This window comes from Planomonospora sp. ID67723 (assembly GCF_015711605.1).
In the GTDB taxonomy this organism is placed as follows: Bacteria; Actinomycetota; Actinomycetes; order Streptosporangiales; family Streptosporangiaceae; genus Planomonospora_A.
Genome location: NZ_JABTEZ010000003.1, coordinates 87,290 through 113,929, shown reverse-complemented (window position 1 = coordinate 113,929; position 26,640 = coordinate 87,290). Strand labels below are relative to the sequence as shown.

The following is a 26,640-nucleotide window of genomic DNA, read 5'->3' as shown; positions in this document are numbered from 1 at the left end:
CGGGCTCCGCCCGGGTGACGCGCGGCGTGCCGTACGCCACCTATCAGATCAGTCCGAAGCGAAGGTGAACCAGTTTAAATTGACGAAATCGGCGGGCTGCCCGCTGCTGAAAGTGATGTAGACGGTGTGCGTCCCCATCACCCCCGAAATGTTCGCCGCGACCGTCCGCCAGCTCTGCCAGCCTCCGGTGTTCGCCACCGCGAAGTCGCCGACCGGTGCGGCCGTGGGGCTGTCCAGCCGGACCTGGACCAGCCCGCTGACACCCGCGCCGGCCCCGGAGGCCACCCTGGCCCTGAACTGCCGTGCCGCCTCGTTGCCGAAGTCGACGCCGTCGAACCGCAGCCAGTCGCCGTTCGAGACGAAAGCGACGTTCTTGCCGCCGCCGGTGTCGGAGGTGTCCTCCAGGCCGGTCCCCGACTGCGCCTGGTAGCCCTCCGCCTGGATGGTGGAGCGGGCGTCGACCCTCCCCGGCTGCGTGGGCGTCGGTGTGGGACTCACCGTGGGACTCACCGTGGGGGTGGGACTCACCGTGGGACTCGACGTGGGCGTGGGAGTCGGGCTGGGACCGCCGCCTCCTCCCGGCTCGGTCCCGCTGCCCGCGGGGCCCCGCCAGGCCATCGCCCTGGCCGGTACGGCGAGCGTCTGCCCGTCGGAGAAGCGCACGGTGACCGCGCTGCCGGAGACGTTGTAGGCGACGTAGGTCTTCCCCGCGGCCTTGCCCAGCACCGCGTAGGCCGGCACGTCCGCGGTGACCGAGTGGTCGGGCGTGCCCCAGGCGTCCAGCGCGGAGATCCAGTGGTAGGCGTGCGCCCGCGAGTCGCCGTCCTCCGGCGCGGGGTCGGCGCCGAGCCACAGCGACAGGGCGCCCGCCGGGTCGGCCATGGCCAGGAACTGCCAGATGACGTCGCGCCACTCGCTCTCCCGTCCGCCGTTGGAGGCCCGCAGCTCCTCGATGTTCTGCCGGATGTCGGCCTTCCACGCGCCGTTGTAGAGCGAGCCTCCGGTGATCGGCAGCATGTTGATGCCGTGGATCTCCTCGGCGTTCGCCGTCCACCAGGTGGAGTAGCCGCCGCCCGCGCCCCACACCATGCCCAGCGTGTCGTGGCCGTAGGAGGACGGGAAGACCGCGCCGTCGGCGTCGAACCAGTACTCGCCGATGGCCTCGCGCTCGGTGGTGTACTGGTAGATGCCCATGTCGCGCAGGGCGGTGTCCCCGGTGGCCTGGCCGAGCAGGATCGCCGCGGCGTTGAACATCATCGACTCCGACGACGACTCCTGGTTGTTGCCGTGCGCGAAGCCCGCGTGCCCCGACGCCCAGGCGTGTCCGGCGTAGGGGTCGAAGTTGCGCAGGAACGGGAACCGGCCGTCGGACCTGTCGTAGTTGGCCGCGTCCTTGACCAGCAGCTTCAGCATGCCGCCGTACTGGGAGTCGGAGGCCCAGGCCGGGTCGTGCTGAGCGATCATCGCTCCGGCCAGTACGTAGTAGCCGTAGTGGAAGTGGTGGTCGTTGAGCTCCCGGTCGGTGCCGTAGCCCGCCGGGTAGCCGATCAGCGTCTTCCAGGCCGGGTCGTAGGCGAACAGCCGCGAGGTCTCCCCCGCGCCCGCCGTGAGCCAGTCGGCCAGCCGCTCCTTGACCAGCCGGATCGCCTTGTCCCGGCCCGCGGTGTGGCCGATCTGGTTGGCGACCGGGATCAGCGCCGCCAGCCGCCACAGGGCCTTGCCCGTCCAGTAGGTGTCGGTGGCGCCCTTGTACGGGTCGGCCGCGTTCAGCTCGGCGTCGACGGCCGCCCGCAGCCTGGCCCGGTCCGCGCCGGGCGCGAGCGGCAGGGCGGGGAGCACGCCGTTGAACGTCGCCGTCGTGGTGAACGAAGCACCCTCGCGCAGCCGCATCTCCCCGCGTGGCGAGACGTAGCGGTGGGCCGTCACGGCATCGGCGGAGTTGGTCCACTGATGACGGTAGAGCGCTTGCAGGGTGCCGGTCTGGGTGCCCTGCCGCGCGGTCGTGGTCGCGGTGTACGTGGCCCGGAGCCGAGCGGCGGCCGCATCGTAGGACCAGCTCACCCGGGTGTCGGTGACGAAGGAGTAGGCGTACTTCTCAAACAATGGGAGCGCTCCCCGAGAGGGCAGCGCGGCCACCGAGAAGAAGGCCGCCGGGGCGCTCGCGGAGGCCGTACCGGTCAGCGTCCAGGCGGCCCCCGAAGGGGCGAACAGGGCGTAGTCACGGCCGTTGACCGTCACTCCGAGTACATTCCCGCCGTTGTGCCAGACGCTGGCCGGGCCGGTGAAGGTCACCAGCGCGCCGCCTCCCGCGGCCTCGGCGTAGACGTACGGCGAGCCGTGCCCGATCGTGGCCCTCAGCGTGCGGGTCCCGTCGCTCCAGCGCGGCGTGACACTCCAGTCACCCCAGCCGTCCACCTCCGTCCTGGGCGCGTTGAGGCCGGTGACGCCCACGTTGAGGTCGCCCTGGTGGACGAACTCGTACATGCGCCCGTCGGAGGAGATCGCGGGCGTGTTCGGGTGGCCGACGCTGATCCCGCCCGCGTTCGCGTGGAAGGACAGGGGGTGGGCGTACATGTTCTCGGAGTACGGGTTGCCCGCGTACCGCTGGAAGACCAGCGAGGACCACCAGTCGTTGGTGGGCACGGCCCGGCCGGCCATCCGGCTGGTGACCTTCGGGGTGACGGCGGCGCCGCCGGAGTCGGACGGGCCCGCGGCGCCCGCCGGCCGGGCGGGCGCGTAGCCGCCGGCGCCGATGTCGACGGCGGAGGCGGGGGCGGCCAGGACGATGGAACCGGCCACGGCGGTGGCCGCGATCGCCAGCGCGGCGATCACTCTGCGCAAGGGGGGTGGGAAGCGCACGGATACCTCCTCGGGTACCGGGCTGCCGGCGCCGCAGGGGCCGCCGACGGAGACAGTGTTCAGAGAGCGCTCTCTGTGGCCGAACCGTAACGATGCAGGGACTTCCCGTCAACGCATTCTCGCCACCGGCTCCCGGCAGGTGTCGGGACACCCGCCTTGACATGCCCGTCCGGGTGCCGTGATGCTGTCTGAGAGCGCTCTCTGCCGTTCGGGGCGAGGCGGGGCTACGGTGAGGCGAAAGGGGCGGTGAGACATGACCCTGTCCACAGGGGTGTCCACGGCGACGGTCACGGGGATCGCAGACACGACGACTTCGGAGGAGACCGCGGGAACGGGCGACCTGACCTTCCCTGCCGGTTTCCTCTGGGGAACGGCCACCGCCTCGTACCAGATCGAGGGAGCCGCGCGCGAGGACGGCCGCGGACCGTCGATCTGGGACACCTTCTCCCGCACCCCCGGCAAGGTCGTCGGCGGCCACACCGGCGACGTGGCCTGCGACCACTACCACCGCTACCGCGAGGACGTGGCGATGATGGCCGAGCTCGGGATGCGGGCCTACCGCTTCTCCATCGCCTGGCCCCGCATCCAGCCGGACGGCTCCGGCCCGGCCAACCCGCGCGGCCTGGACTTCTACGAGCGGCTCGTCGACGAGCTGCACGGCCACGGCATCACGCCCATCGTGACGCTCTACCACTGGGACCTGCCGCAGAGCCTGGAGGACCGGGGCGGCTGGACCAGCCGCGAGACCGCCGAGCGCTTCGCGGAGTACGCCGCGATCGTGTACGGCAGGCTCGGCGACCGGGTCGAGACCTGGACCACGCTCAACGAGCCCTGGTGCTCGGCATTCCTCGGCTACGGCGCCGGGATCCACGCCCCCGGCCGCACCGACACCGGTGCCGCCTTCGCCGCCGTCCACCACCTGCTGCTGGGCCACGGCCTGGCCACCGCCGAGCTGCGCGCCGCCGGGGCCCGGCAGGTCGGGATCACCCTCAACCTCGCCCCGATCAGCGGGTCCGACCCCGAGGCCGTCGCGCACATCGACGGCCTGCAGAACCGGATCTTCCTCGACCCGGTCCTGCGCGGGGAGTACCCCGCCGACGTCGTCGAGCGCGCCCGCAGGTTCACCGACTGGTCCTTCGTCCGCGACGGCGACCTCGACCTCATCTCCGCCCCCGTCGACCTGCTCGGCATCAACTACTACAGCCCCACCACGGTCGAGGCGCGGGCCGGGCAGCCCGCCAACCCGGTCCACCCGGGCAGCGAGGGCATCGCGTTCGTCCAGGGGGGCGAGGAGAAGACCGCGATGGGCTGGTCGGTCGTGCCGTCCGGCCTGACCGAGCTGCTGACCAGGGTCGCCCGCGACTACCCCGGGACCCCGCTGGTCATCACCGAGAACGGCGCCGCCTTCGACGACGTGCTCGCCGACGGACGGGTCGCAGACGAGCGGCGGATCGCCTTCCTCGACGGCCACTTCCGCGCCGCGCACGCCGCGATCGCCGCCGGGGCCGACCTCCGCGGCTACCTGGTCTGGTCGCTGATGGACAACTTCGAGTGGGCCGAGGGGTACGGCAAGCGCTTCGGCCTGGTCCACGTCGACTACGCCTCCCAGCGCCGGGTGCCCAAGGACAGCGCCCTGTGGTACCGCGAGGTCATCCGGAACAACGGCCTGCGCGCCTGACCCGGGAAAGGGGGCGGCCCGGGACGTGGCGTCCCGGGCCGCCCCTCCGCGTTCAGACCCTTCGCCAGCCGCCCCCGGCGTGGATGCCGCCGTCGACGTGCAGGGTCGTCCCGGTGACGAAGCCGGCCAGCCGTCCGGCCAGGAACACCACCGCCGCCGCGGCGTCCGCCGGATCCCCGAGGCGACCGAGCGGCGGCAGCCGTACCGGCTCGAAAGGCAGCGGGGCGGCCAGCATCATCTCCCGGACGGCCTCCTCCCCTCCGGTCGGCAGCGCGTCGGGCGCGACGGCGTTCACCCGGATCCCGCGTGGGGCCAGCTCCAGCGCGAGCGAGCGGGTCAGGCTCTCCACCGCCGCCTTCATCGCCGCGTAGACCGCGAACCCGGGCGCGGCCTGGTGCGCCTCGCTGGAGGTCACGTTGACGATCGAGGAACCGTCCGGCATCAGCGGCAGGAACTGTCGGATCACGGCGGTGACCTGGGTGAAGTTCTCCGCGATCAGCGCGCTCTCGCCGTTCGGCGACACCTCGGAGAAAGCGGCGTGGAAGGTCCCCCCGGCGTTGTTGACCAGCAGGTCCACCCGGCCGAACCGCTCGCGCACCCCTTGGGCGAACACCTCCAGCGCCACCGGGTCCCGCACGTCCATGGTCATGGTGAGGGCCTCACCGAACCCGTCGATCGCATCCCGGTCGCAGAGCGCCACCTCGGCGCCGAAGCCCACCAGGGTCTCCGCGACCGCCCTCCCGATCCCCCGGGCGGCCCCGGTCACCACCGCGGCCTTCCCGGTGAGCAGGACGTCCTCCGGCACGTACGGCTTGCCCATCACACCTCCAGGCGATCTCCCCGAGCCTACGACGTGAACGCCGTCGCGTCCCCTTGCCGCTCATCCGCGCGCCGGACCCCGTAGAGTCGTCCGGCCGGTCGGAAATCGACCGGCCGATATCCGACCAAGGAGAAACCACGTGGCACTGGAGAAGCCGGAGATCGACTTCCCGGAGGGCGACGCGCCCGCGGAGCTGCAGATCGTCGACATCGTCGAGGGAGACGGCCCGGAGGCCAAGTCTGGCCACCAGGTCAGCGTGCACTACGTCGGCGTCGCCTTCTCCACCGGTGAGGAGTTCGACGCGTCCTGGAACCGCGGCCAGTCCTTCGAGTTCACCCTCGGCGAGGGCCAGGTCATCGCGGGCTGGGACCAGGGCGTCGCGGGCATGAAGGTCGGCGGACGTCGCCGCCTCACCATCCCGCCCCACCTGGGCTACGGCAACCGCGGCGCGGGCAACCGCATCAAGCCCGGCGAGACCCTCATCTTCGTCGTGGACCTGCTCGGCGTCAGCTGAGCCCCGGGGTGCCCGGCCGCAGGCCGGGCACCTCCGTCCCGGTGCGGCGAACCGTCGCGGAGACGCCCATTGGCTTTACGTTGTAGATCAATAACGGATCCGGCGGATCCGGGGGGCGCTCTCCCGGAATGTCACCCCGGGCTCATAGTCTGATCCCTGTGCTGTTGATCGATCTCGCGCGCACCTCGGCGGCCGTGGCCGCCGACTCCGCCCGGCTGGCCAAGATCCGTCATCTCGCGGAGCTGCTCGGCCGGGTCGGGCCGGACGAGGCGGAGATCGCCATCGCCTATCTCTCCGGCGAGCTCCCCCAGCGGCAGGTCGGCATCGGCTGGGCCGGGCTGCAGGACCTGCCCGACCCGCGGCTCGCCGCCACCGCGACCCTGCGCCAGGTCGACGACCTCCTCAGCCGCGTCAAGGCCCAGGCCGGGCCCGGCTCCCAGAGCGCGCGCAAGGCCCTGGTCGCCGAGTTGTTCGCCGCGCTCACCGGCCCCGAGCAGGCCTTCCTGTCCCGGCTCATCCGCGGCGAGCTGCGCCAGGGCGCGCTGGACGGGGTGATGGTCGAGGCCGTCGCGAAGGCGTCGGGGGCGCCCGCGGCCGAGGTCAGGCGGGCGCTGACGCTGCGGGGATGGCTGCCCGCCGTGGGCGCCGCCGCGCTGCGCGGCGGGATCGAGGCGCTACGCGCCTTCCGTCTGGAGGTGGGCCGCCCGGTCTCGCCGATGCTCGCGCAGAGCGCTCCGTCCGTCACCGCGGCGCTGGAGAAGCTCGGCGGCCCGGCCGCGCTCGAGTGGAAGCTCGACGGCGTGCGGATCCAGGCCCATCGCTCCGGCGACGCGGTCTCCGTGTTCACCCGGACCCTCGACGACATCACGGCCCAGGTACCGGAGGTGGCCGAGGCGGTCCGCGCGTTGCCGTCGCGGGATCTCGTCCTGGACGGCGAGGTCATAGCGCTGCGGCCGGACGGCCGCCCGGAGCCCTTCCAGGTCACCTCCGGGCGCGTGGCCAGCCGGGCCGACGTGGCCAAGGCCCGCCGGACGGCACCGCTGAGCATGTTCTTCTTCGACGTGCTCCGGGTGGACGGGGCCGACCTGCTCGACCTGCCCGGCGAGGAGCGTCACGCGGCGCTGGCCCGGGTCGTCCCGCCGGAGCTGATCACTCCCCGCCTGGTCACCGGTGACGCCACCGGCGGCGAGGCGTTCTTCGCCGAGGTGATCAGGAGCGGTCATGAGGGCGTGGTGGTGAAGGCACTGCAGAGCCCCTACGCCGCGGGCCGCCGCGGCGCGGGCTGGATCAAAGTGAAGCCCCGGCACACGCTCGACCTGGTGGTTCTCGCCGCCGAGTGGGGCAGCGGCCGTCGCGAGGGACGGCTGTCCAACCTCCATCTGGGCGCCCGTGACCCCGGCGGCGGCTTCGTCATGCTCGGCAAGACCTTCAAGGGCCTGACCGACGAGCTGCTCGCCTGGCAGACCGAACGCTTCCTGGCACTGGCCGAAGGTCCCACCGACGACTGGACGGTCGTGGTCCGGCCCGAGCTCGTGGTCGAGATCGCCTTCGACGGCGTCCAGCGCTCCAGCCGCTACCCGGGCGGCATGGCGCTGCGCTTCGCCCGCGTCATCCGCTACCGCCCCGACAAGACCGCCGAGCAGGCCGACACCGTGGAGACGGTCCGCGCCCTGATGCCGTGAGGCGGCCCTCATTCCGTGAAAGGCCGCGCCTCACTTCACCAGCCGCAGCGTGAACGGGTAGCGGAACTCCCCCTCGCCCAGCGCCGCCACGCCGCCGACCACCGACGCCACCACGCCCCCGATCCAGAGCACGGGCAGCAGTACGGCACCCACGAACGTGATCGCCAGCAGGATGGAGGCCCCGATCAGCGTGAGCTGGAAGTTGAGCGCCTCCACCGCGTGCCTGCGGATGTAGGGCGAGGTCTTGCCCGCCGCGAGCAGCATGATCAGTGGTCCGAACAGCACCAGCCCGGTCAGCGGGAGCAGGTGGGCCGCCGCCGCGCCCAGGCGGTCTCCGGCGCTGTCCGCCCTCGCGCCGCGGTGGGCCTGCCCCTGCACGGCCCCTCCCTGCGAGAAGGGGTACGGCATCGGCATGGGCGGGCGGGAGCCGTACAGCTCCTGCATGATCGGCATGAGGTCGCCGTGGACCCGGGCCGTCATCGCCCGTTCCAGCCGCTCGTCGAACTCGAGCTTGTCGAAGCGCCCTTCCGCGTATGCGGCCTTGACGTGCTCGACCACCTGCTCGCGGTCCTGGTTGCTCACCCGGAGGTCGGCGTAGCCGGCCCTGGGGCCCGCTGCCGGCACGCCCCCGTGCCACGGATTCACCGACGGTGTCGCTGTGCCTGCCATGGAACCGACCTTCTCCTCGTCGCCGCTGTGACCTCCATGTTCATTCAATGCAGAGGTCCCGCACATCCGGGTTGTCCCTTATGTGTCCCTTAGAGTCCCCTTGCCGCCCACCATGGAAGCCCTCAGGGATGTATAAAAAGGAGCATGAGATGGCGAGACCGCTATGGTTTGAGGCGTCTGCGCGGGCCGAAGATCGCCAAATTCGATCGTGAGGCGAACGACGCCGACATCGAGGCGCTCATCGCCTTCGCAAAGTCACGCCGGGGTGTGGAGTTCTACGTCGAGCCGGAGACCTTCGCGACCGACACCACCGCGGTCGCCGTGGCCGACGACGGCGAGTGGACCCGGCGCCGGGTCGGCTCCCCCGCGGTGATCGGCAAGGTGGCCCGAAGCCTCGCCCTCCCGGTCTACGACGTTCAGCTCACCGGCTACCCGCCGCGGATGCGCGCCTACAACGAGCGGCGCAAGCGCGAAGAGGCCTGACCGGCCAGGACTCATCCGGCAGGTGCTCATCCGGCCAGGGCGACCGGGCCGGGACGGGGCTCCTCCAGCAGCACGATCATCGGAAGCAGCCAGGCCGCTCGCGCACCGCCCATCTCCTGGTCCAGCTCCTCGGGGCTGGGCATCCTCTCCCGGAGCGCGTGCGGCGGGAGCAGGTGGCGCAGCGCCTGCATGAGCAGGTTCGCCATGGAGTATCCAGGATCGACGTCGTGCGCGCGGACCAGGGCGATCCCCGCCAGCGCGCAGTCACCGCCGCGCCAGGCGGCCATGCCGAGCAGTGACGCCGCCGGAGGCACGAACCTCGGCTCCAGCCGCCGGGTGAGATCCCGCCACAACCGGACGTGGGCGTCACAGGTGTCGTCGGTGATCAGCGTCCAGGCCTCGTCGCGGATCCGGATCACCGCGAGGTCGAGCCCGAGCCTGGCCGCCTCCTCGTCGTCGAGCCGCCCACCCGAGGCGTATGTCCCGATGGCCGCGTGGACCCGGGCCACCCCGTCAGCGACGAGCTCCGCCGCGAGCCCGTCGGCGTCCGCGCACCCGGCGATCCTGCCCCGGAGCTCCGCTGCGACACGGGCGGTGGCCCGGCGCATGGATGCCCGTTCCGCCCCGCCGGCCGGGGCGAGCGAGCGCTCCAGAGCCGCGCGGTCGGGCAGTGCCACCAGCCCGTGCACGGTGGCCTGGGCCGCGATCGGGCCGGCCTCCCGGTCGTAGGGCGTGCCGGAGGGGGGACAGCACTCGGCCAGCGAGCAGAGATAGGACCAGTAGAGGTCTTCCTCCGCCCGGAGCACGTCGAGGACCGCGATCCCGCTCCCGCGCAGCAGCTCGATGACCGCGTCGGCAGCCGGGGTCACCAGCGGGCCCGGGCCGTAGCCGACGGCGATGACCTGGGTCACCTCCTCCTTTCGCAGCAGGGGGAGGATCCGGCTGAGGCCGGCAGCGGCCAGCGGCAGGTCCCAGCGGACGGTCAGGTGCACGCTGCCCCGGGGCGGCTCGCCCTTCAGGCCGATGAGGACGAGGCTGTCGGCGGGGTGGAATCCCAGCAGGTAGGGCACCGCACCGAGGACGTCCTGGGTGGAGCGGAGCAGGAGACCGGGTCGAGCGAGCGGAGAGCCCCGATCAGAGGCGTCGGTTGTCATGGCCTGGAGTCTGGCCGGAGCCCGGCCTCGCGATTTCCCCCGAACCGGGTTCTGTGGACGGCGCGGCCGGTCCGCCCCTCCTGTGGAGAAGCCGCCGCCCGACACCCCTGGGAGTCCGACGCCCCGAGGTCTGTTCGAATCCCGGATCTTCAGGAGAGCCGGACGGCAGCACGCAGGAGAACCCGCGACCTCATGATCCGGACGCCGAGCAGCCTCTGGAGGCGTTGCGCGGCAAGGCCGTCTGGACCGGAACCGTTTCCGCACGGCCGGCATGGACGCCTCGGAGGCGAACGCTCACTGGCGCACCACGCCGGCCGGCTCAGCCGTACGCCAGCGCTGCGGCTCCGCTGAATCCGGACCAACAGGTATGATCAAGACATGGCGGCCCCCGACCCCGGACAGGTGTGATGCGTTTTCGCATGCTGGGCCCTCTGGAGGTTCGGGACGGACAGCAGGTGGCCGTACTCGGCGGCACCAGGCAGAGGTCGGCACTCGCCCTGCTCCTGCTGCACGCCAACCGGGTCGTGGCGACGAGCAGGCTGCTGGACGCGCTCTGGCCTGCGGGCGAGGCCCCGGCTTCCGCACGCAAGATCCTGCAGAACGCCATCTCCGGCCTGCGCGGGACACTGACCGGCGGTGACTGGGCGGCGGGTGGGGCGGTGCTGGTCACCCGGCCGCCCGGATACATGCTCACGGTCGATCCCGAGCAGGTCGATCTCCACGTGTTCGAGCGGCTGGCCGCCCGGGGCCGTGCCCATCTCGCCCGGGGCGGGTACGCGCAGGCCGCCGAGACCCTCCGGGAGGCGCTGGACCTGTGGTGCGGCCCCGCGCTCGCCGACCTGGCCGAGACCGGCATCGTGTGGCCGGAGCTGGCGGCGGTGGAGAGCGCCCGGCTCGACGCGATGGAGGACTACTTCGAGGCGGCACTGGCCTGCGGCCGGCATCATGAGGTGATACGCGAACTCGAGGCCTTGGTGGAGAGCGAGCCGCTGCGCGAGAGGTCCTGCGGCCACCTCATGCTCGCCCTCTACCGGTGCGGGCGCCAGGCAGACGCCCTGGAGACGTACGAGCGCACGCGCACCGCCCTGGTCGAGGACCTGGGCGTCGATCCCGGCCATGACCTGCGATCGCTGCAGCGGGCGATCCTCAACCACGATCCTTCCCTTCGCCTGGCCGTGGCCGGCGAGTTTCCGGCGCCGGTCGAGGCGGCGGGTTCCGCCTGGAGCGGCACGGGCTTCCTGGAGGAGTGCCTGGCCGGGCATTCGCTGCCCATCGTGGATCGCGAGCACGAGCTGGCCGTCGTCCAGGGGATGCTGGAACGGGCCAGGCACCGGCGCAGGCCGCACCTGGTGACGGTGCTGGGCGGACCGGGGCTCGGCAAGACGCGGTTCCTGATCGAGGTCGAGCGCCGACTCGTCAGCCAGTCGCAGACCGCCCGATATCTGGTGAGCCGGTGCCCGGCCACCGGCGTCACGATCCAGAGCCTGGGCGGAGCCGCCCGGCTGCCGGCGGAGGTGCTTTCCCCCCTCGAGGGAATTCTGGCGGCGGGCGGCGTCCAGGACGCCGTCCACATGGCGGCGGTGTGGAAGGAGTTCCTCGCCGGGCACCCCCTGGACCTGCCGCTGGTCCTGGTCATCGATGATCTGCACCGGGGGCCGGACGCCCTGCTGGAGTTCGTGGACGGGCTGGCCGCCGGCTCGGATCCGGTCCCCGTGCTGGTGGTCGCGGCCGCCCGCTCGGACCTGCTGGACCGCAGGCCCGGCTGGAGCGGTGGCAGGCCGGACTCCGCCGTGCTCACGCTGGACCGGCTCTCCGACGCGGCGGTGGACCAGCTGCTCGACTTCCTGTGGCTCACCGGCCCGGTGGAGCCGCACTCCCCGCCCGGTGACCGGCGCGACCACCTGCGCGGGCTGCTGCAGGCGGCCGCTCGGACGCCGGAGCCGGAGAGCCGTTGAGAGGGGAAAGGCAGGTCAGGTCCGGCCGTGACCCCCTTGGCGGCGCCGGGTCCTACCGCTCGCGCATCTGCTCGATCAGCCGGGCGTAGCCGTCGGAGGCGTGGCCGTCGGCGATCGCCCGCTCGACCATGGCCTTGGTCCGGCCGGGCAGATCGACGTCGACGCCCCGGACCCGGCTCTCGTGGATCAGGTGGCCGAGCGGTGACAGGTGGGTCTCCAACGTCGCGTCGTGCGCCGCGTATTCACCCGCGTCGATCTGTTCGGCCATGGCGGGCAGGAAGGAGGCCACCCCGCCGAGCCAGCCGGTGGCGAACGGCAGGAACGCCGTCGCGGGGATCTTCTCGGTGCCGACCAGCGCCACGGCGTGCAGGAAGCCGTTGAGCGTCGACCACATCATGTCCAGCAGGGCCACGTCGTACAGTGCCGGCACGCCGGTGTCGGGGCCCAGGTAGGTGCTGCCGCCGCCCAGCCGTTCCAGCACCGGCCTGCTCTCCTCGAAGAGCTCCTGCTCCCCGCCGTAGAGGATGACCGCCTCCGGCGTGCCGATGCCCTGCGGGGTCATCATGATCGCTCCGTCGAGGTAGCGGATCCCGTGCCCGGCGGCCCAGCCGGCGAGGGCGCGCGCCTCCTCCGACGTCCCGGAGGTCAGGTTGACCAGCACCCGGCCCGCCAGCGCCGCACCCACCGGCTCCAGGGTCTCCCGTACCGCGTCGTAGTCGCGGACGCAGACGACGACCACCTGCCCGGCCGCGACCGCGTCGCCGGCCGTGGCGGCGCGCACCGCGCCCCTGCCGACGAGGTCATCGCCCCTGCCGGCGGAGCGGTTCCAGACGGTCGTCGGGTGACCGCCCGCGAGGAACGCGCCGGCCAGGGCGGCCCCCATCATGCCCAGACCGAGGACGGTGACCGCTGGACGCTCGCTGCTCATGCGCATGCTCCGAATCGTTCGAGTGGATCGCGGAAGGACGAGCGGCTTCTCGGCGCTCGCCCGAACCGGGCCGATGACGCGGCCGGTTCCGATGGCTCAACCCTGCACGGTCGCGTCCATCGGGCGTCCACTGCTCCCGTGCCCCGTTCCGGTGCCTCGCGGGCAGCCGATTACCGGTCCGTTACCGCGCGGGCGCGGCTTCCCGGGGCCGTCCTGGCCGGTCTCCGGATGCTTTGTCAGTGAGCCGGCCGCTCCTGGCTCAAGAACTCCGCCACCTCGGCCTGGCCGGCGAACTGCGCCCACTCCAGCGGCGTGGCATCGTAGTCGGGCTCCCGCAGTGACCGGTCGGCTCCCAGCTCCAGAAGCGCTCGCACCATCGGCAGGTCGCCTGCCCGCGCCGCCTTGTGCAACGCCGTCGACGGCAGGCGTGCGTTCACGTCGAAGCCCAGCGCGAATGCCAGCCGTACGGCCGCCACTCGGCCGTACTCCGCGGCCTTGATGACCAGATTCCGTCGCCGCGTCAGCAGTTGCCCGGCCAGGCCCGGATCGGCGCTCAGCAGTCGCTCGGTCTGCTCCCGTTCCCCTCGCATGATCGCCGCCTCTGCGGCGTCCAGCCCGCGTAGTGCGCCGGAGGCCCCCGCGTCGGCGAGGATTCGCGCGACCTCCGTATGCCCGCCGAGCAGGGCCAGTTCCAGTGCCGTGTGCTCGCCGAAGAACGGATGCCCGTCGCCCTTGGCGTCTGCGGGCGCGCCGTGCGCCAGCAGGCACCGTATCCGGCGTGCCTGGCCGCGCAACGCAGCTGCCAGCACGGTGTTCTCCAGCATTCGGGCCGGCGAGTCCTGAACGCGTCCCAGCCTGGCCGTCCACGGCCCGCCGTCCCCGCGGCCGAGCCCGGACTCCAGCAGCAACTCCAGGTAGCCGGTGTCGTCGCCCAGGAGCCCGCGGTTGTACAGGGCCGTGCCGTCGTTGGCGTCCGCCCCGGCCGCCAGGAGCAGCCGGGCCAGGTCGAGGTCCCGCGGATGCGGCGGTTGCCTCAGCGCTCCCCCGCCCAGTGCTCCGGCCAGTGCGGTGAACGGCGGTCCCTGACCCTCGGGCAGGTAGCCGGCGTTCGGATCGGCTCCCGCCGCCAGCAGGACCCGTGCCGTCTCCACGGCGTCGGCCTGCGCCACTCGTGAACAGGTCAGATACAGCAGCGGTTCCCAACCGAAGGGGCCGCCGTATGCCTGGGCCGATGCGGGGTCGACCGCGACCGCGCGGGCTATCCCGGCGGCGTCGCCCACCGCCGCCATCGTCCACACCGACGCGTCGGCTGTCCGGGGATGGGCGGCCAGCAGCCGCGCCGCATCCTCGGGGCCCGCGAATCCGTGGTAGGCCGGGCAGGCCAGCCGCAGGAATTCGGTCGCGGGGTCGGCCGAGGGGTTCACCTCGTGTGGCCGCCGTGCGAACGTGCTCACCATCTTCAGGTGCGCCCGCAGCTGCGACCAGCTCGTGAAGCCGTACTTGCGGGCCACCGCCAGCTGCGCGCCGGCCAACCGCAGTTCCGACAGATCTCCTGGATACCACCCGCCCGCCGTCGCGAGCGCGCGGAGCTCGCCCGCACGTACGCCGCGCAGCAGTTGCTTGGCCTCGTTCTTCAGGTGGTCGAGGCTGGGGTTTTCGGGCAGACGGTTCGCCACGGACATCTCCCTTTCGGTTATGCCCGACGTCCGCGTCTTCGGGCCGAAAAGGAGGAACAGCACCGTACTGAACACGTTGGTGATCGGGTGGGCTGAGCCCTTTCCGCGGACCGGTCGCGTCCCGAAACGCTAACCGGAAGCGTATCCCATCCCGTCTCGGGGTGTCCGCCATCGCGTCCCGGTCTCTCCCCTCGCCGTCGACGGACGTCCACGCCGTCCGCACCGAGCCCGGCGGCGACGTCCCGCCGCCGGGTGCGGGATCGGGGCACGTTCGCCCGGCGGCGTCTCAGAAGGCCCGCGGCGGGAGCCGCCCCGGCGGAGGGGAGCTCGGCGGGACGGCTCCCGGCGCGAGGGTGCCGGGCGGGGGGACGGGCGCCAGCCGTACCCGGACCATGACGGCCGCGCCGGCGACGGCGGCGGGCATCGCGATCACCGCGCCCAGGGGGATGAGGAAGAGCAGGAAGAGCAGGACCCCGAAGCCGAGGGCCGTGGCCCTGTTCGCGCGGAGCACCGCGAAGCGGCTCTTCCGGGCCAGCCCCCTGCGCTCCATGGCCAGGGCGGTGAGCTCCACGGTGAGGAAGAAGCCCGAGACCAGCGCGCCCAGCACCGGGACGACCGTCTGCCCGATCACCGGCACGAACCCGAGGAAGAACAGCGGGATCGTGAACAGCAGCACGTATCCCAGGGTGACCAGGCTGTCCTTGATCGACCTGAGGATCGACCTCCACAGCGGCAGCTCGTGGCCTCGGGGCACCCCGCCGTAGGACTCCTCCACCTTCTCGGAGAGCTTCTCGTAGAACGGCTCGCCGAGGACCAGGGTCACCGCGGCGAAGGTCACCACGGCCAGCACGAGCCCGGCCCCGAAGACCACCACGCCGACGAGGAAGCGGAAGGTGTTCCTGGCCGCCTCGGCCCATCCGTCGGCGAACGGCGTCATCCAGTCGGCCAGCTCCCCCGCGTTGACGCCGAGGAAGTAGAGCCCTGCCGCGTAGAGCACGAACACGATCAACGCCGGGATCAGCCCGAACAGCCACCACCCGGGGTTTCGCGCGACCCAGCGCAGACCCTGGAGAAAGAACCCGATGCCGTCCTTGAAGGAGCGGATTACACCCATGCCGTGAAGGCTAGCGGGATCGGCCGATCACCGCGTGACGGCGGCCGCGGCCGGGGGACGACGCCGGAGCCCGGACGGTGTCAGGGGCTCCGCCAGAGGCTCGCGACGGAGACGCCGAGGTCGGCCAGCAGGCGACGCAGGAGGGGCAGGGAGATGCCCAGGACGTTGCCGTGGTCGCCCTCGATGCCCTCGACGAACCAGCCGCCGGGACCGTCCAGGGTGAAGGCGCCCGCGACGTGGAGGGGCTCGCCGGTGGCGACGTAGGCGGCGATCTCGTCGTCCGAGGGGGTGCCGAAGCGGACGGTCGTCGCGCCGACCTCCGCGGCCTCGCGGCCGGTGCGGGTGTCGATCACGCAGTGCCCGGTGAGCAGCCGGCCGCTCCGGCCGCGCATGCTCCGCCAGCGGGCGAGGGCGTCCTCGGGCGAGGACGGCTTGCCGTGGGCCTTCCCGTCGAGCTCCAGCACCGAGTCGCAGCCGACGACCAGGGCTCCGGAGAGGTCCCGCGCCACGGCCGCCGCCTTCGCCCTGGCCAGCGCGAGGCAGAGTTCGGCCGGGGTGGTGGCGGTGAAGGCGTCCTCGTCCACGCCGCTGACGATCACCTTGGGATCGAGTCCGGCGCTGCGGAGGAGCGCGAGGCGGGCGGGTGAGGCGGAGGCGAGCACGATCTGGGTCACGCCGCCTGAGCCTACCGGTGGTTCACCGGCCGGGTACGGCGCTCTCGCGCGCCGCCCGCCTGTCCCGGACCCCCGGGAGCGGCCCGTCCCGTACCGCCCGCTGCCTCCGGGGATCCCGGGCTCCGGGCGAGGACCTACCGGCCGGCTCCGGACCTGACGGAGGACATCGCGGTGTTGATGTCCCGCCAGCGGTCGCGCTGGCTGTCGGGGATGGTCACGAAGACCATGGCGGGCTTGACGGCCGGGGCCTCCGTCTCCGTCAGCGCGACGGCGGCCATCGAGGAGCGGGCCTTGCCCTTCACCTTGTACTCCACCCGGTAGGCGAGCAGCCAGCCGCCCTCGACCGGCTGGGAGGCGGTCCACCGGATCCTGGCGCCGCGGGGGTGGTGGTTGAGCGTCCAGCGGGCGGCCAGGAGCGCGGTCCCCTTCATGGTGGCCTGCGGCAGGGTCGGGACCGGGCAGCTCACGAGCATCGCCCGGTGGCCGGCGCCCTTCACCTCCGGGAGCACCTGCTTGGTCGCGAACGGCGAGGCGCCGTACGGCTTCCACGGCTTGCCGAACCGGATCAGCGAAACACCCGACTTCTCGTCCTGGACCCGGCGCTTGGAGGAGAGCGGCTTGCCGGGGAGCCGGGCGAGCCGCGTGTCGTCCGGCAGCTCGGGGACGCGGGGATCCGCCAGGGCCGCGGTGACCGCGCTCCCGTCCGGTACGGGAGTGGAGGAGGCCGCCGGCGAGGGCGATCCCGACGGCGATGTCGAGGATGAGGCCGAGGGCGGCGATGACTGCGCCGTGGTGGGACCGGGCGAGGGCGCCGCGGCAGATGGCGCGGCGATCTGCCCCGGCGTCACCTCGCCCGGTTGCTCTGCGGAGTCCGGGGAGATGATCGCCACCACGGCCGCGACCGCGGCCGCGATCACCGCCACGGCCCCGGCCAGGAGGCGGTAGACCACCCGCATCCGCAGATCGCCGATGCGGGAGCGCTTCACGGGCGGGTCCGAAGGCGCTCGTAGCGGTGGGGCGGCGACGGCCTCGGTCGATCCGGACGTCTCCACCGCGGCGGCCGTATGCGCCGGAGCGACACCGGTCCCCCGGGTCCCTTCAGTACCACCCAACCCATCGAGCACGATCGGGAGCGTACGACAAATCCCGTTTTCGTGTGCGGGATACCCATCACACTTCGGGAACGAGTGGCTTCCTCTTTCCTCTTCGCACGAGGTCAGGGCGATCTGAGCGGTCCGGAGCCCGCCGGGCGGAAGCCGCCCCGGCGCAGCCACGGGGCGTCCGCCACGACCGTGCACGAGCCGGGCTCGATCTCGGTGAACCCGGCGTCGCGCACCATCGGCAGACCCGCGCCGGACAGCTCGGCCCACCGCTCCGGTCCGGCGGTCCGTACGGCGAGCGCGAACCGCCGATCCCGCCAGTGCGCCCGGGCGGCGCCGTCACTGCCCCACCAGGCGAGCTGGGCCGCGTGGCCCGCCTGGGCCATGGCCTTGCCCGCCGACATGGACAGGCCGGGATTGAGCCAGAGCACCACGTCGTCACCGGCCGGCGGGCCGGGCTCGGCCGGGTCGTCCAGATCGGTCCCGGAGACCTGGAGCCTGGCCAGGTCCCGGGGCCAGGCGTCCAGCGGGACCGGCGGGTGGACGCGGACCTCGGCGGTGCGGTGCGCGACCGTGATGCCGGGCAGGTCCACCGCCCTGCGCCACTCGGCCCCGCGCGCCCGCCGTACGACCTTCCTGATCCCGACGGCCTCCCAGCTCCGCACCGCCTCGGCCCATTCGCCGCCCTCCGACGCCCGGGGGTCGTCGAGCAACGCCAGCACGGCCAGGGCGGACGCCTCCAGCGCGTCGCTCCGCTCCGGCGGGGCCGCCCGCTCCACCCGGACCACCAGGGGAAGCACCTTCTGATCTGTCACGCCTCCAAGAATGCCTTCCCGGAGACGGCGGTCGTCACCGGCGGGCGGGCCCGGAGGCAGGCGGACCGGGCGAGACCCGCCGCATCAAGCAAGGAACGGACAACAAGGGATAGAGGCGACAGAAAAGGCTACAAGTCGTAAACTTGCCACAAAAATGATACATAAGGCACGACTTCACCGTCCACCCTCTCTCCTGCCTCCCCGCGAGGCGGAGGAATTCCACGTCAGACCCCTCCCCCTCTCGGCATCCCCGCGTCGGCAGGCCCCGTGACGGGAGCCCTCCGATCATCGGCGACCGGCAAGAGCGGATGCGGGGCGAAGGACACGGAGAGTCATCGCCAATCCACACCCTCGCCAGGCCCGCAAACAGGAAAGCATCCAGCCAAACGGGAAAGATCACCTTCCCGAGACCCTGGTAGACTACTCTCTGTCATCTCATATACTGGGACGATTCGGGCAAACGTTACGTTTTTCCTGATCCTCACCTATTGCGGTGTTTCAGGCTTCACGCCCGAGTTTGTTACAGGTTGGGGCGCTGCCGGTCTCAGGTCTGCAACACCCCTGTCGTCCTACTTGTCCAGAAGAGAGTTGCGGTGCTCAGCTTTGTTCGACATAGCTGGCGGCTGACCTCAAACCGGATAACTAAGGAGTGCTGCCGTGTTCCACACGCGGACATCTGGCAAGTTTCTAGCTGTAGTGGCAGGAGGTGCACTCCTGCTGAGCGCCTGCGCGGGCGAGGACTCTGCGAACAAGCCCGAGGCATCGGGCTCGGCCTCCGCCTCCGCTCCCGCGGCCTCGACGATCACCTATGCCTACGAGCAGGAGTTCCACTCCTACAACGGCAACACCGCCGCAGAGAACGCCACCCGCAACAACGGTCCGCTCCAGCGCGTGCTGGCCGGTTTCTGGTTCTACGGCGAGAACGGCGAGATCACGCCGGACAAGGACTTCGGCTCCTACGAGAAGACCTCCGACAGCCCGCTGACCGTCGAGTACACCTTCAACGACAAGGCGGTCTGGTCGGACGGCACGCCGATCGACTGTGACGACGCCCTGCTGTTCTGGGCCTACAAGTCCGGCAAGCTGCCCGCCTTCTCCACCGCCGGCACCACCGGTGTCGAGGACGTCAAGCTGCCCGAGTGCAACAAGGGCGAGAAGAAGTTCACCTTCGTCTACAACAAGCCCTTCGCCGACTGGCACGCCAACGGCCCCGGCGCCACCGAGCTCCTGCCGGCCCACATCGTCGCCAAGCAGGGCGGCCTGAGCGAGGACGAGTTCATCGCCGCGGTCAAGGCCACCGACAAGAAGAAGCTCGAGAAGGCCGCCAAGTTCTTCAACGACGGCTGGATCGCCGAGGGCGCGCTGCCCGCGGCCGACCTCATCCCGGCCTCCGGCCCGTACAAGCTCTCGAAGCTGGACGCCGGCCAGTCGCTGACCTTCGTCGCCAACGACAAGTGGTGGGGCACGCCGGCGGCGACCCCGACCATCGTCGAGCGCTTCATCGCCCTGGACGAGCAGGCCCAGGCGCTGCAGAACCGCGAGGTCCAGATCATCGAGCCGCAGCCCGGCCCGGACGTTCTGAACCAGCTCAAGGCGCTGGAGGGTGTGAAGGTCAACAACACCACCCAGTACACCTACGAGCACCTGGACTTCAACTTCGACTCCAGCGAGTTCAAGGACAAGGCGCTGCGTGAGGCCTTCGCCAAGTGCGTGCCCCGGCAGCTCATCGTGGACAACCTGATCAAGCCGGTCGCGCCCGAGGCCAAGACCCTCGACATCCGCAACGTCGCCCCGTTCCAGAGCAACCACGCCGCCGTCGTGCAGGCCAGCGGCGGTCCGGGCGCCTACGCCCAGCAGGACATCGAGGGCGCCAAGGCGATCCTGGAGAAGGCCGGCAAGACCGGTCTCGAGGTCAAGATCGGCTACCAGACCCCGAACCCGCGCCGTACCTCCGAGGTCCAGCTGATCAAGGACTCCTGCGACAAGGCCGGCTTCAAGGTCGTCGACGGCGGTTCCGAGGACTTCTTCGGCACCGTGATGCCCGCCGGCAACTTCGACGTGGCGCTGTTCGCCTGGGCCGGCTCCTCGCTGGTCAGCGGCTGGGGCTCCACCTACACCACGCCCACGAAGTGCGACGGTGAGAGCAAGGGCAACAACAACGGCTGCTACTCCAACAAGAAGATCGACGAGCTCGTGAAGAAGCTCAACGCGACCGTCGACGTGGCCGCTCAGGACCCGATCCTGGCCGAGATCGAGAAGATCCTCTGGGCGGACCTGGCCACGATCCCGCTGTTCCAGCACCCGGGCCTGAGCGCGTGGGACGAGACCGTGCAGAACGTGATCCCCAACCCGGCTCAGTCCACCATCACCTGGAACATGGACAAGTGGAGCGCCGCGTAGTCCGCTTGGCCTAAGTCCTATAACCGCGCGTGCGGTTGACGGAACACCCACCACCCCAGGGCCGGGGCCGGAGGAGCACAAGCCCTCTGGTCCCGGCCCTGGTCCGCACCTACAGTCCCTCACACAACAGGAGGTGACGAATGATCGTCTTCATCGCGCGGAGACTGGTCATCTCGTTCTTCGTCCTCCTGGCGGCCACCGTCATCATGTTCGTTCTCACGGCGCTCTCGGGCGACCCGTTGGAAGACCTCCGCCAGGACAACAGCCCGAACCGCGCCGCCAAGATCGCGGACCGCACCGAGCGCATGCAGCTCGACGACCCGCTCCCCGTCCGCTACCTGAGCTGGCTGGGCAACGTCGTCCGCGGTGACCTGGGCGTCAACCGCGACGGCCACGACGTCGGGGTCATGCTGGGCGACGCGTTGTCGGCCACCCTCCAGCTCGTCGTCGCCGCCACCGTGATGGCCATCATCATCGGCATCGTCATCGGCATCGTCTCGGCGCTCCGCCAGTACAGCGGCTTCGACTACAGCGTCACCTTCGCCGCCTTCATCTGCTTCTCGCTCCCGGTCTTCTGGGTCGCGGTGATGCTCAAGCAGTACATGGCCATCGAGTTCAACAACTGGCTGAAGGACCCGAGCATCCCGCCGACGGTCATCGGCGCCCTCGCCCTGCTCGGCGGCCTGGTCTTCGGCGCTCTCACCACCGGGGACCGCAGGCGCCGCCTGCTCTCCTTCGCCGTGGGCCTCGCCGTCACCGGCGCGCTGTTCACGCTGCTGTCGGTGACCCGCTGGTTCGCCGACCCCGGCTTCGGCCTTCCCCTGCTGCTCGCCATCTCCCTCGCCGCCGCGGTGGGCTTCACGGTCCTGTCGGCCGGGCTGAACCCGCGCGGCCCGCTCTACGCCGCCCTCGGCGCCGCCGTGATCGGCGCGCTCGCCTCCGAGGTGCTCACCCCCGTGCTCTCCGACCCGACCTGGCTGGAGATCTTCGGCCTGGCCCTGGTGACGGTCGCGGTCTGCGCCGGCCTGGGCTACGCCCTCGGCGGCCTCCAGCGCCGCCAGGCGGTCAGCGCCGCGGTGCTGACCGGCCTGTTCACCGGCGGCGTCATCTTCGTGGACCGCATGCTCCAGGCGTTCAACGACTACAGCGCCGCCGTGCGCGGCCGCCCGATCTCGACGATCGGCGCACGCACCCCCAACTTCGAGGGCAACTTCTGGCAGATGAACCTGGACTCGGCCAGCCACCTGCTGCTGCCGAGCATGGCGCTCATCCTGATCTCGCTGGCGACCTACACGCGATACAGCCGGGCGAGCATGCTGGAGGTCATGAACCAGGACTACGTGCGCACCGCCCGCGCCAAGGGCCTGCCGGAGCGGACCGTCGTGGTCAAGCACGCCTTCCGCAACGGGCTCATCCCGATCACCACGTTGATGGCCGTCGACTTCGCCGGCGTGATCGGCGGCGCGGTCGTCACCGAGACCGTCTTCGGCTGGGAGGGCATGGGCAAGATGTTCATCACCGCCCTCGACCAGGTCGACCCCATGCCGGTCATGGCGTTCTTCATCGTCACGGGGACCGCGATCGTCGTCTTCAACATGATCGCCGACATCCTCTACGCCTACCTCGACCCGCGCATCCGGCTGTCCTGAAATCGGAGAACCACTCATGACGCTCAATGCGCAGGCAAAGGGGCCTGGCGCCTCCACCGACCCCCAGGGCATGACGATCGTCGCCCGGACCCAGGGTCAGATGGTCCGCCGCCGCTTCTTCCGGCACCGTGCCGCCCTCGCCGGGATGATCATCTTCGGCTTCGTGGTCATCCTGGCGTTCAGCTCCATCGGCTTCCTCGGCGTCCCCGGCTGGTGGGACAAGAGTTACCTCGGCACCGGCGCCCTGGTGAACCAGGGCAGGCCGACGCTCAGCGTGGTCCCGCAGTTCCTCGGCGGGGACGGTCTCCACCTCGGCGAGCACCCCTTCGGCCAGGACAACCTCGGCATCGACTACTTCGCGCTGACCATGCGCGGCGCCCAGCAGTCGCTCATCGTGGCGCTCATCGTCGGCGTCGTCGCCACCACCGTCGGCACCGTGGTCGGCGCCGTGGCGGGCTACTTCCGCGGCGGGGCGGAGGCCACGCTGATGCGCCTCACCGACGTGATGATCACCATCCCGGTCATCATCATCGCCGCCGTGGTCGGCCAGATGACGGGCAAGAGCGGCGCCGTCGCCCTCGGGCTCTTCCTCGGCCTGGTGCTCTGGCCGACCCTGGGCCGCCTGGTCCGCGGCGAGTTCCTCTCACTGCGCGAGAAGGAGTTCGTCGAGGCCGCCCGCGCGGCCGGCACCTCGGCCCAGCGGATCATCTTCCGGCACATCCTGCCGAACACCGTCGGCGTGATCATCGTCGCCGCGACGCTCTCCGTCGCCAGCGCGGTGCTTCTGGAGTCGGCCCTGTCGTTCCTCGGCTTCGGCATCCAGCCGCCGGACACCTCCCTCGGCCAGCTGATCAACAACTACCGCAGCGCGATGACGGTCCGTCCGTGGCTGTTCTGGTGGCCGGGTATCTTCATCATTGCCATCGCCCTGTCCATCAACTTCATCGGCGACGGCCTGCGTGACGCCTTCGACCCCCGACAGACCCGGGTGCGTGCCTAATGACGACTCCCCCGAACGTGCCGATCGAGCCCCACGCGATCGACCCGCACATCTACGACAACGCCTCCCACGTCGTCGACTCCGCCGAGGAGGTGCACGTCGGCCTGACCCTGGACGCCGTGCGCCCGCCCTCGCAGGAGGAGATCCTCCGGGTCGAGAACCTCACCGTGGAGTTCCCCACCGAGGACGGCGTGGTCCACGCGGTCCGCGGCGTCTCCTACACCGTGCGCGAGCGCGAGGTGCTGGGCATCGTCGGCGAGTCCGGCTCGGGTAAGTCCGTCTCCTCCCTGGCGGTCATGGGCCTGCTGCCCAGGAGCGCCCGGATCAAGGGCCGGATCCTGTTCCGCGGCGACGACATGCTGAAGATGTCGCCCCGCAAGCAGCGGGGCCTGCGCGGCCGCAAGCTCGCGATGGTCTTCCAGGACCCGATGACGGCGCTGAACCCGGTGCACACGATCGGCGACCAGCTCGCCGAGGCCGTGCTCGCCCACGAGCTGATGCCCCGCAAGACCGCGCTGGCCCGGGCCCGGGAGATGCTCGACCTGGTCGGCATCCCGCAGGCCGAGTCGCGGCTGCGCAGCTACCCGCACGAGTTCTCCGGCGGCATGCGCCAGCGCGCGATGATCGCCATGGCGGTCATCAACAACCCGGACGTGATCATCGCCGACGAGCCGACCACGGCCCTCGACGTGACCGTCCAGGCGCAGATCCTGGAGAAGCTCCTGGAGGTCAAGGACGCGGTCAACGCCGCCATCGTGCTCATCACGCACGACCTGGGCGTCATCGCGGGCATGGCCCACCGGGTCCTGGTCATGTACGCCGGGCGCCCCGTCGAGCTCGGCGAGACCGACCCGGTCTTCGAGGAACCGCGCATGCCGTACACCGCGGGCCTGCTCGGTTCGATCCCGTCGCTGGACAAGAACAGCGGTTCGGCCCGGCTCCGCCCGATCAAGGGCACGCCGCCGTCGCTGATCAACATGCCGACCGGCTGCCCCTTCTCCCCGCGCTGCCCGCTCGCCACGGACATCTGCCGGACCGAGGAGCCGCCGCTGGCCGAGACCGACAGCGGTGGGCACTTCGCGGCCTGCCACCACTGGGACCGGCTGGCCGCGGCCGAGGACCCGACCGAGTTCTTCCGTACCGAGAGCGAGACCGTGGCATGAGTGTGCAGACCCAGGAGACGCCCGCGCCCCAGCGGGAGCCGGACACGGGCGACCACCTGCTCAAAGTCCAGGACCTGGTGATGAACTTCCCGGTCCGCGGCGGCGGTTTCCTGCGCCGGGTGGTGGCCCACGTCCAGGCCGTCAGCGGGGTGTCCATGCACGTGGACGAGGGCGAGACCCTCGGCGTGGTGGGCGAGTCCGGCTGCGGCAAGTCGACGACGGGCCGGGCGATCCTCCAGCTCCACAAACCGACCTCGGGCTCGGTGCGGTTCCAGGGCAAGGAACTCATCGGGCTCTCCGCCAAGGAGATGCGGCCGGTCCGGCGGGACATGCAGATCGTCTTCCAGGACCCCTACGCCTCGCTCAACCCGAAGCTGCCGGTCAACGACATCATCGCCGAGCCGCTGAAGGTCCACGACCTGTGGAAGAACAACGGCCCGGACCGGGTCGCCGAGCTGCTGCGCCTGGTCGGTCTCAGCCCCGAGCACGGCAACCGCTACCCGCACGAGTTCTCCGGCGGCCAGCGCCAGCGCGTCGGCATCGCCCGCGCCCTGGCGCTGGAGCCGAAGCTGCTGATCCTGGACGAACCGGTCTCCGCGCTGGACGTCTCGGTCCAGGCGGGCGTGGTGAACCTGCTGGAGGACCTGCAGGAGCGGCTGGGCCTGGCGTACGTGTTCATCGCCCACGACCTGTCGGTGGTCCGCCACATCTCCGACCGGGTCGCGGTGATGTACCTCGGCAAGGTCGTCGAGACCGGCCCCCGGGACGATCTCTACGACCGCCCCGCCCACCCCTACACGCAGGCGCTGCTGTCGGCCGCCCCCACGGCCAACCCGAAGGAGGAGCGCGCCCGCGAGCGCGTCATCCTCACCGGCGACGTGCCCAGCCCGCTGAACCCGCCGAGCGGCTGCCGTTTCCGCACCCGCTGCTGGAAGGCTCAGGAGATCTGCGCCGTCGAGGAACCCGCGCTCGTCGACCGGGGCAACGGCCACCCCGTGGCCTGCCACTTCGCCGAGGTCGTCACCCGCTGACCCGCGCACGGAGGCGAGCCGTACGGGAGTTTCCGTACGGCTCGCCTCCGTTGTCGGGGCTCCGGGGCGCGCCTCACGGCGGCGCGAACGCCCCGGCCCTGGCGGCGGCCAGCGCGGCCTCGGCGGCACGGCGGACGGCGGGCTCGTCGAGGATCTCGCCGGTGATGAACAGCCGGTAGTACAGCGGCGCGCAGGCGGCCCGCACGACGTCGACCGCATCCGTGCCCTCCGGTACCTCGCCACGCTCGACCGCCCGGGCCACCGTCTCGGCGGCCAGCCCGTGGTGGGCCTCGAAGAAGCCGGTCAGTGCCTCGCGGCCCTGCGGGGAGCGGAGCGCGGCGAGGATCAGGTTGCGGGGGGTGGCGCCGCCGTCCGGACCGGTGAAGCCGGTGTAGATCATCCGGGTGATCGCGTGCAGGTCGTCGCGGAGCGAGCCGGTGTCGGGCACCTGCCACGGCTGTTCGGCGGCGCGCGAGAGCACGTCCGCGACGAGCCCGTCCACCCCGCCCCACCTGCGGTACAGCGTCGCCTTGTGCACCCCCGACCGGCCCGCCACGCCGTCCGCCGTCAGCCCGTCGTAGCCCTCGCTCGTCAGCTCCGCCAAGGTCGCGTCGAGCACGGCCGTACGGACCCGGGCACTGCGTCCGCCGGGCCGTCTGATCGGCGTTTCGGGCAAAGTCGGCTCCAGTCGTGTAGGAATGCTGCCAGCATGAACATATTAATGCGATCGATTTCGCCTTAAAGGGTCCGGGCATGCTTGACGGACGCCCTCCACCGGGATCGTGACCGTACCTGACGCGAAATGACAGGTATGGGAGGTACGACAGGGAGGAACGGACCGCACGGAACGACCCGAGAGGACCCCGCATGCCCCGCGCCACCGGCACCTTCACCATCGACGGCTGGGAGCCCCAGCCCTACGACGAACGCGAGGGTGCCACGCTCACCCGCGTCCACGTCACCAAGACCTTCCACGGCGACCTGGAGGGCGCCAGCACCACCGACATCATCACCGCCGTGGGCCAGGCCGAGGACTCGGCGGCCTACGCGGGCTTCGAGCGCTTCACCGGCACCGTCCACGGCCGCGAGGGCACCTTCGTGCTCCACCACACGGCCACCAGCCACGCCGGGGAGTCGTCCTTGAGCTGGACGATCCTCCCCGCCTCCGGCACCGGAGAGCTCACCGGCATCCGGGGCGGCGGCCAGATCGTCAACGACGAGGGCCACCACTCCTTCCACCTCGACTACGAACTCGGTTGACCTCCTCCCGGTTGGA

General features: G+C 71.3%; 22 protein-coding genes. 11 read left to right on the top strand and 11 right to left on the bottom strand.

Features of this window, described 5'->3' with window-relative positions; all coding sequences use genetic code 11:
- Nucleotides 1–48: 48 nt before the first annotated feature.
- A complete protein-coding gene (locus tag HS041_RS38575) occupies nucleotides 49–2,859 on the bottom strand; it encodes a glycosyl hydrolase (protein ID WP_307845417.1) in 2,811 nt (936 codons plus the stop codon).
- A 340-nt stretch (nucleotides 2,860–3,199) separates the two neighbouring features.
- Here HS041_RS38575 and HS041_RS22180 point away from each other — a divergent pair, with 340 nt between their 5' ends.
- The gene (locus tag HS041_RS22180; RefSeq protein ID WP_374058874.1) at nucleotides 3,200–4,537 is read left to right on the top strand and encodes a GH1 family beta-glucosidase; all 1,338 of its coding nucleotides are present in this window, start codon (nucleotides 3,200–3,202) and stop codon (nucleotides 4,535–4,537) included.
- A gap of 52 nt (nucleotides 4,538–4,589) precedes the next feature.
- On the opposite strand, the gene HS041_RS22175 is transcribed toward HS041_RS22180, so the two are convergent.
- Nucleotides 4,590–5,357 (bottom strand): SDR family NAD(P)-dependent oxidoreductase, encoded by a 768-nt coding sequence (locus tag HS041_RS22175; protein ID WP_196442734.1) that lies wholly within the window; start codon nucleotides 5,355–5,357, stop codon nucleotides 4,590–4,592.
- A 139-nt stretch (nucleotides 5,358–5,496) separates the two neighbouring features.
- On the opposite strand from HS041_RS22175, the gene HS041_RS22170 reads away from it, so the two are divergent.
- A complete protein-coding gene (locus HS041_RS22170; RefSeq protein ID WP_196442733.1) occupies nucleotides 5,497–5,871 on the top strand; it encodes an FKBP-type peptidyl-prolyl cis-trans isomerase in 375 nt (124 codons plus the stop codon).
- 158 nt (nucleotides 5,872–6,029) lie between these two features.
- Nucleotides 6,030–7,553: an ATP-dependent DNA ligase gene (locus HS041_RS22165; protein WP_196442732.1), complete on the top strand. Its 1,524-nt coding sequence runs from the start codon at nucleotides 6,030–6,032 to the stop codon at nucleotides 7,551–7,553.
- Between the two features lie 30 nt (nucleotides 7,554–7,583).
- Here the strand turns inward: HS041_RS22165 and HS041_RS22160 are convergent, their stop codons facing one another.
- Nucleotides 7,584–8,222 carry a DUF1707 and DUF4870 domain-containing protein gene (locus tag HS041_RS22160; RefSeq protein ID WP_230879553.1) on the bottom strand — a complete coding sequence of 213 codons (639 nt, stop codon included), beginning with the start codon at nucleotides 8,220–8,222 and terminating at the stop codon, nucleotides 7,584–7,586.
- A gap of 144 nt (nucleotides 8,223–8,366) precedes the next feature.
- Here HS041_RS22160 and HS041_RS22155 point away from each other — a divergent pair, with 144 nt between their 5' ends.
- Entirely contained in the window at nucleotides 8,367–8,705 is a 339-nt protein-coding gene (locus HS041_RS22155; protein WP_196442731.1) for a hypothetical protein, read from the top strand.
- A gap of 26 nt (nucleotides 8,706–8,731) precedes the next feature.
- Here the strand turns inward: HS041_RS22155 and HS041_RS22150 are convergent, their stop codons facing one another.
- The gene (locus HS041_RS22150; RefSeq protein WP_196442730.1) at nucleotides 8,732–9,859 is read right to left on the bottom strand and encodes a DUF4192 domain-containing protein; all 1,128 of its coding nucleotides are present in this window, start codon (nucleotides 9,857–9,859) and stop codon (nucleotides 8,732–8,734) included.
- Between the two features lie 407 nt (nucleotides 9,860–10,266).
- On the opposite strand from HS041_RS22150, the gene HS041_RS22145 reads away from it, so the two are divergent.
- Nucleotides 10,267–11,814 carry an AfsR/SARP family transcriptional regulator gene (locus tag HS041_RS22145; RefSeq protein ID WP_196442729.1) on the top strand — a complete coding sequence of 516 codons (1,548 nt, stop codon included), beginning with the start codon at nucleotides 10,267–10,269 and terminating at the stop codon, nucleotides 11,812–11,814.
- A 52-nt stretch (nucleotides 11,815–11,866) separates the two neighbouring features.
- Here the strand turns inward: HS041_RS22145 and HS041_RS22140 are convergent, their stop codons facing one another.
- The 6 genes from HS041_RS22140 to HS041_RS22115 all read right to left on the bottom strand — a co-directional run bounded on the left by HS041_RS22140 (nucleotide 11,867) and on the right by HS041_RS22115 (nucleotide 18,121).
- Entirely contained in the window at nucleotides 11,867–12,742 is an 876-nt protein-coding gene (locus HS041_RS22140; RefSeq protein WP_230879552.1) for an NAD(P)-dependent oxidoreductase, read from the bottom strand.
- Between the two features lie 236 nt (nucleotides 12,743–12,978).
- Nucleotides 12,979–14,418 (bottom strand): ankyrin repeat domain-containing protein, encoded by a 1,440-nt coding sequence (locus HS041_RS40125; RefSeq protein WP_196442727.1) that lies wholly within the window; start codon nucleotides 14,416–14,418, stop codon nucleotides 12,979–12,981.
- A gap of 286 nt (nucleotides 14,419–14,704) precedes the next feature.
- Nucleotides 14,705–15,532, bottom strand: coding sequence for an EI24 domain-containing protein (locus HS041_RS22130; protein ID WP_196442726.1), 828 nt, complete (start codon nucleotides 15,530–15,532; stop codon nucleotides 14,705–14,707).
- 80 nt (nucleotides 15,533–15,612) lie between these two features.
- Nucleotides 15,613–16,206 (bottom strand): Maf family protein, encoded by a 594-nt coding sequence (locus HS041_RS22125; RefSeq protein ID WP_196442725.1) that lies wholly within the window; start codon nucleotides 16,204–16,206, stop codon nucleotides 15,613–15,615.
- 134 nt (nucleotides 16,207–16,340) lie between these two features.
- Complete coding sequence (locus HS041_RS22120) at nucleotides 16,341–17,192, bottom strand: hypothetical protein (RefSeq protein ID WP_196442724.1); 852 nt, start codon at nucleotides 17,190–17,192, stop codon at nucleotides 16,341–16,343.
- A 230-nt stretch (nucleotides 17,193–17,422) separates the two neighbouring features.
- Nucleotides 17,423–18,121, bottom strand: coding sequence for an aminoacyl-tRNA hydrolase (locus HS041_RS22115; protein WP_196442723.1), 699 nt, complete (start codon nucleotides 18,119–18,121; stop codon nucleotides 17,423–17,425).
- A gap of 696 nt (nucleotides 18,122–18,817) precedes the next feature.
- On the opposite strand from HS041_RS22115, the gene HS041_RS22110 reads away from it, so the two are divergent.
- From HS041_RS22110 to HS041_RS22090, 5 genes are all read left to right on the top strand, one after another.
- Nucleotides 18,818–20,521 carry an ABC transporter family substrate-binding protein gene (locus HS041_RS22110; RefSeq protein WP_307845416.1) on the top strand — a complete coding sequence of 568 codons (1,704 nt, stop codon included), beginning with the start codon at nucleotides 18,818–18,820 and terminating at the stop codon, nucleotides 20,519–20,521.
- A 140-nt stretch (nucleotides 20,522–20,661) separates the two neighbouring features.
- A complete protein-coding gene (locus HS041_RS22105) occupies nucleotides 20,662–22,170 on the top strand; it encodes an ABC transporter permease (RefSeq protein WP_196442721.1) in 1,509 nt (502 codons plus the stop codon).
- Between the two features lie 16 nt (nucleotides 22,171–22,186).
- Complete coding sequence (locus tag HS041_RS22100) at nucleotides 22,187–23,170, top strand: ABC transporter permease (protein WP_196442720.1); 984 nt, start codon at nucleotides 22,187–22,189, stop codon at nucleotides 23,168–23,170.
- Nucleotides 23,170–24,333 (top strand): ABC transporter ATP-binding protein, encoded by a 1,164-nt coding sequence (locus HS041_RS22095; RefSeq protein WP_196442719.1) that lies wholly within the window; start codon nucleotides 23,170–23,172, stop codon nucleotides 24,331–24,333. The genes HS041_RS22100 and HS041_RS22095 overlap by 1 nt, the downstream gene beginning before the upstream one ends.
- Nucleotides 24,330–25,364 carry an ABC transporter ATP-binding protein gene (locus HS041_RS22090; protein WP_196442718.1) on the top strand — a complete coding sequence of 345 codons (1,035 nt, stop codon included), beginning with the start codon at nucleotides 24,330–24,332 and terminating at the stop codon, nucleotides 25,362–25,364. The genes HS041_RS22095 and HS041_RS22090 overlap by 4 nt, the downstream gene beginning before the upstream one ends.
- A gap of 73 nt (nucleotides 25,365–25,437) precedes the next feature.
- Here HS041_RS22090 and HS041_RS22085 read toward each other — a convergent pair whose 3' ends face one another.
- Nucleotides 25,438–26,040 carry a TetR/AcrR family transcriptional regulator gene (locus HS041_RS22085; protein ID WP_230879551.1) on the bottom strand — a complete coding sequence of 201 codons (603 nt, stop codon included), beginning with the start codon at nucleotides 26,038–26,040 and terminating at the stop codon, nucleotides 25,438–25,440.
- A gap of 191 nt (nucleotides 26,041–26,231) precedes the next feature.
- On the opposite strand from HS041_RS22085, the gene HS041_RS22080 reads away from it, so the two are divergent.
- On the top strand, nucleotides 26,232–26,624 hold the full coding sequence (locus HS041_RS22080) for a DUF3224 domain-containing protein (protein ID WP_196442717.1): 393 nt from the start codon (nucleotides 26,232–26,234) through the stop codon (nucleotides 26,622–26,624).
- Nucleotides 26,625–26,640: the final 16 nt, after the last annotated feature.

Bases quoted from the DNA above. Each gene is read 5' to 3' on its own strand.
- HS041_RS22175 (WP_196442734.1), bottom strand. From the start codon at position 5,357: ATGGGCAAGCCGTACGTGCCGGAGGACGTCCTGCTCACCGGGAAGGCC.
- HS041_RS22160 (WP_230879553.1), bottom strand. From the start codon at position 8,222: ATGGCAGGCACAGCGACACCGTCGGTGAATCCGTGGCACGGGGGCGTG.
- HS041_RS22155 (WP_196442731.1), top strand. From the start codon at position 8,367: ATGAGATGGCGAGACCGCTATGGTTTGAGGCGTCTGCGCGGGCCGAAG.
- HS041_RS22150 (WP_196442730.1), bottom strand. From the start codon at position 9,859: ATGACAACCGACGCCTCTGATCGGGGCTCTCCGCTCGCTCGACCCGGT.
- HS041_RS22145 (WP_196442729.1), top strand. From the start codon at position 10,267: ATGCGTTTTCGCATGCTGGGCCCTCTGGAGGTTCGGGACGGACAGCAG.
- HS041_RS22140 (WP_230879552.1), bottom strand. From the start codon at position 12,742: ATGAGCAGCGAGCGTCCAGCGGTCACCGTCCTCGGTCTGGGCATGATG.
- HS041_RS22130 (WP_196442726.1), bottom strand. From the start codon at position 15,532: ATGGGTGTAATCCGCTCCTTCAAGGACGGCATCGGGTTCTTTCTCCAG.
- HS041_RS22105 (WP_196442721.1), top strand. From the start codon at position 20,662: ATGATCGTCTTCATCGCGCGGAGACTGGTCATCTCGTTCTTCGTCCTC.
- HS041_RS22100 (WP_196442720.1), top strand. From the start codon at position 22,187: ATGACGCTCAATGCGCAGGCAAAGGGGCCTGGCGCCTCCACCGACCCC.
- HS041_RS22095 (WP_196442719.1), top strand. From the start codon at position 23,170: ATGACGACTCCCCCGAACGTGCCGATCGAGCCCCACGCGATCGACCCG.
- HS041_RS22090 (WP_196442718.1), top strand. From the start codon at position 24,330: ATGAGTGTGCAGACCCAGGAGACGCCCGCGCCCCAGCGGGAGCCGGAC.
- HS041_RS22080 (WP_196442717.1), top strand. From the start codon at position 26,232: ATGCCCCGCGCCACCGGCACCTTCACCATCGACGGCTGGGAGCCCCAG.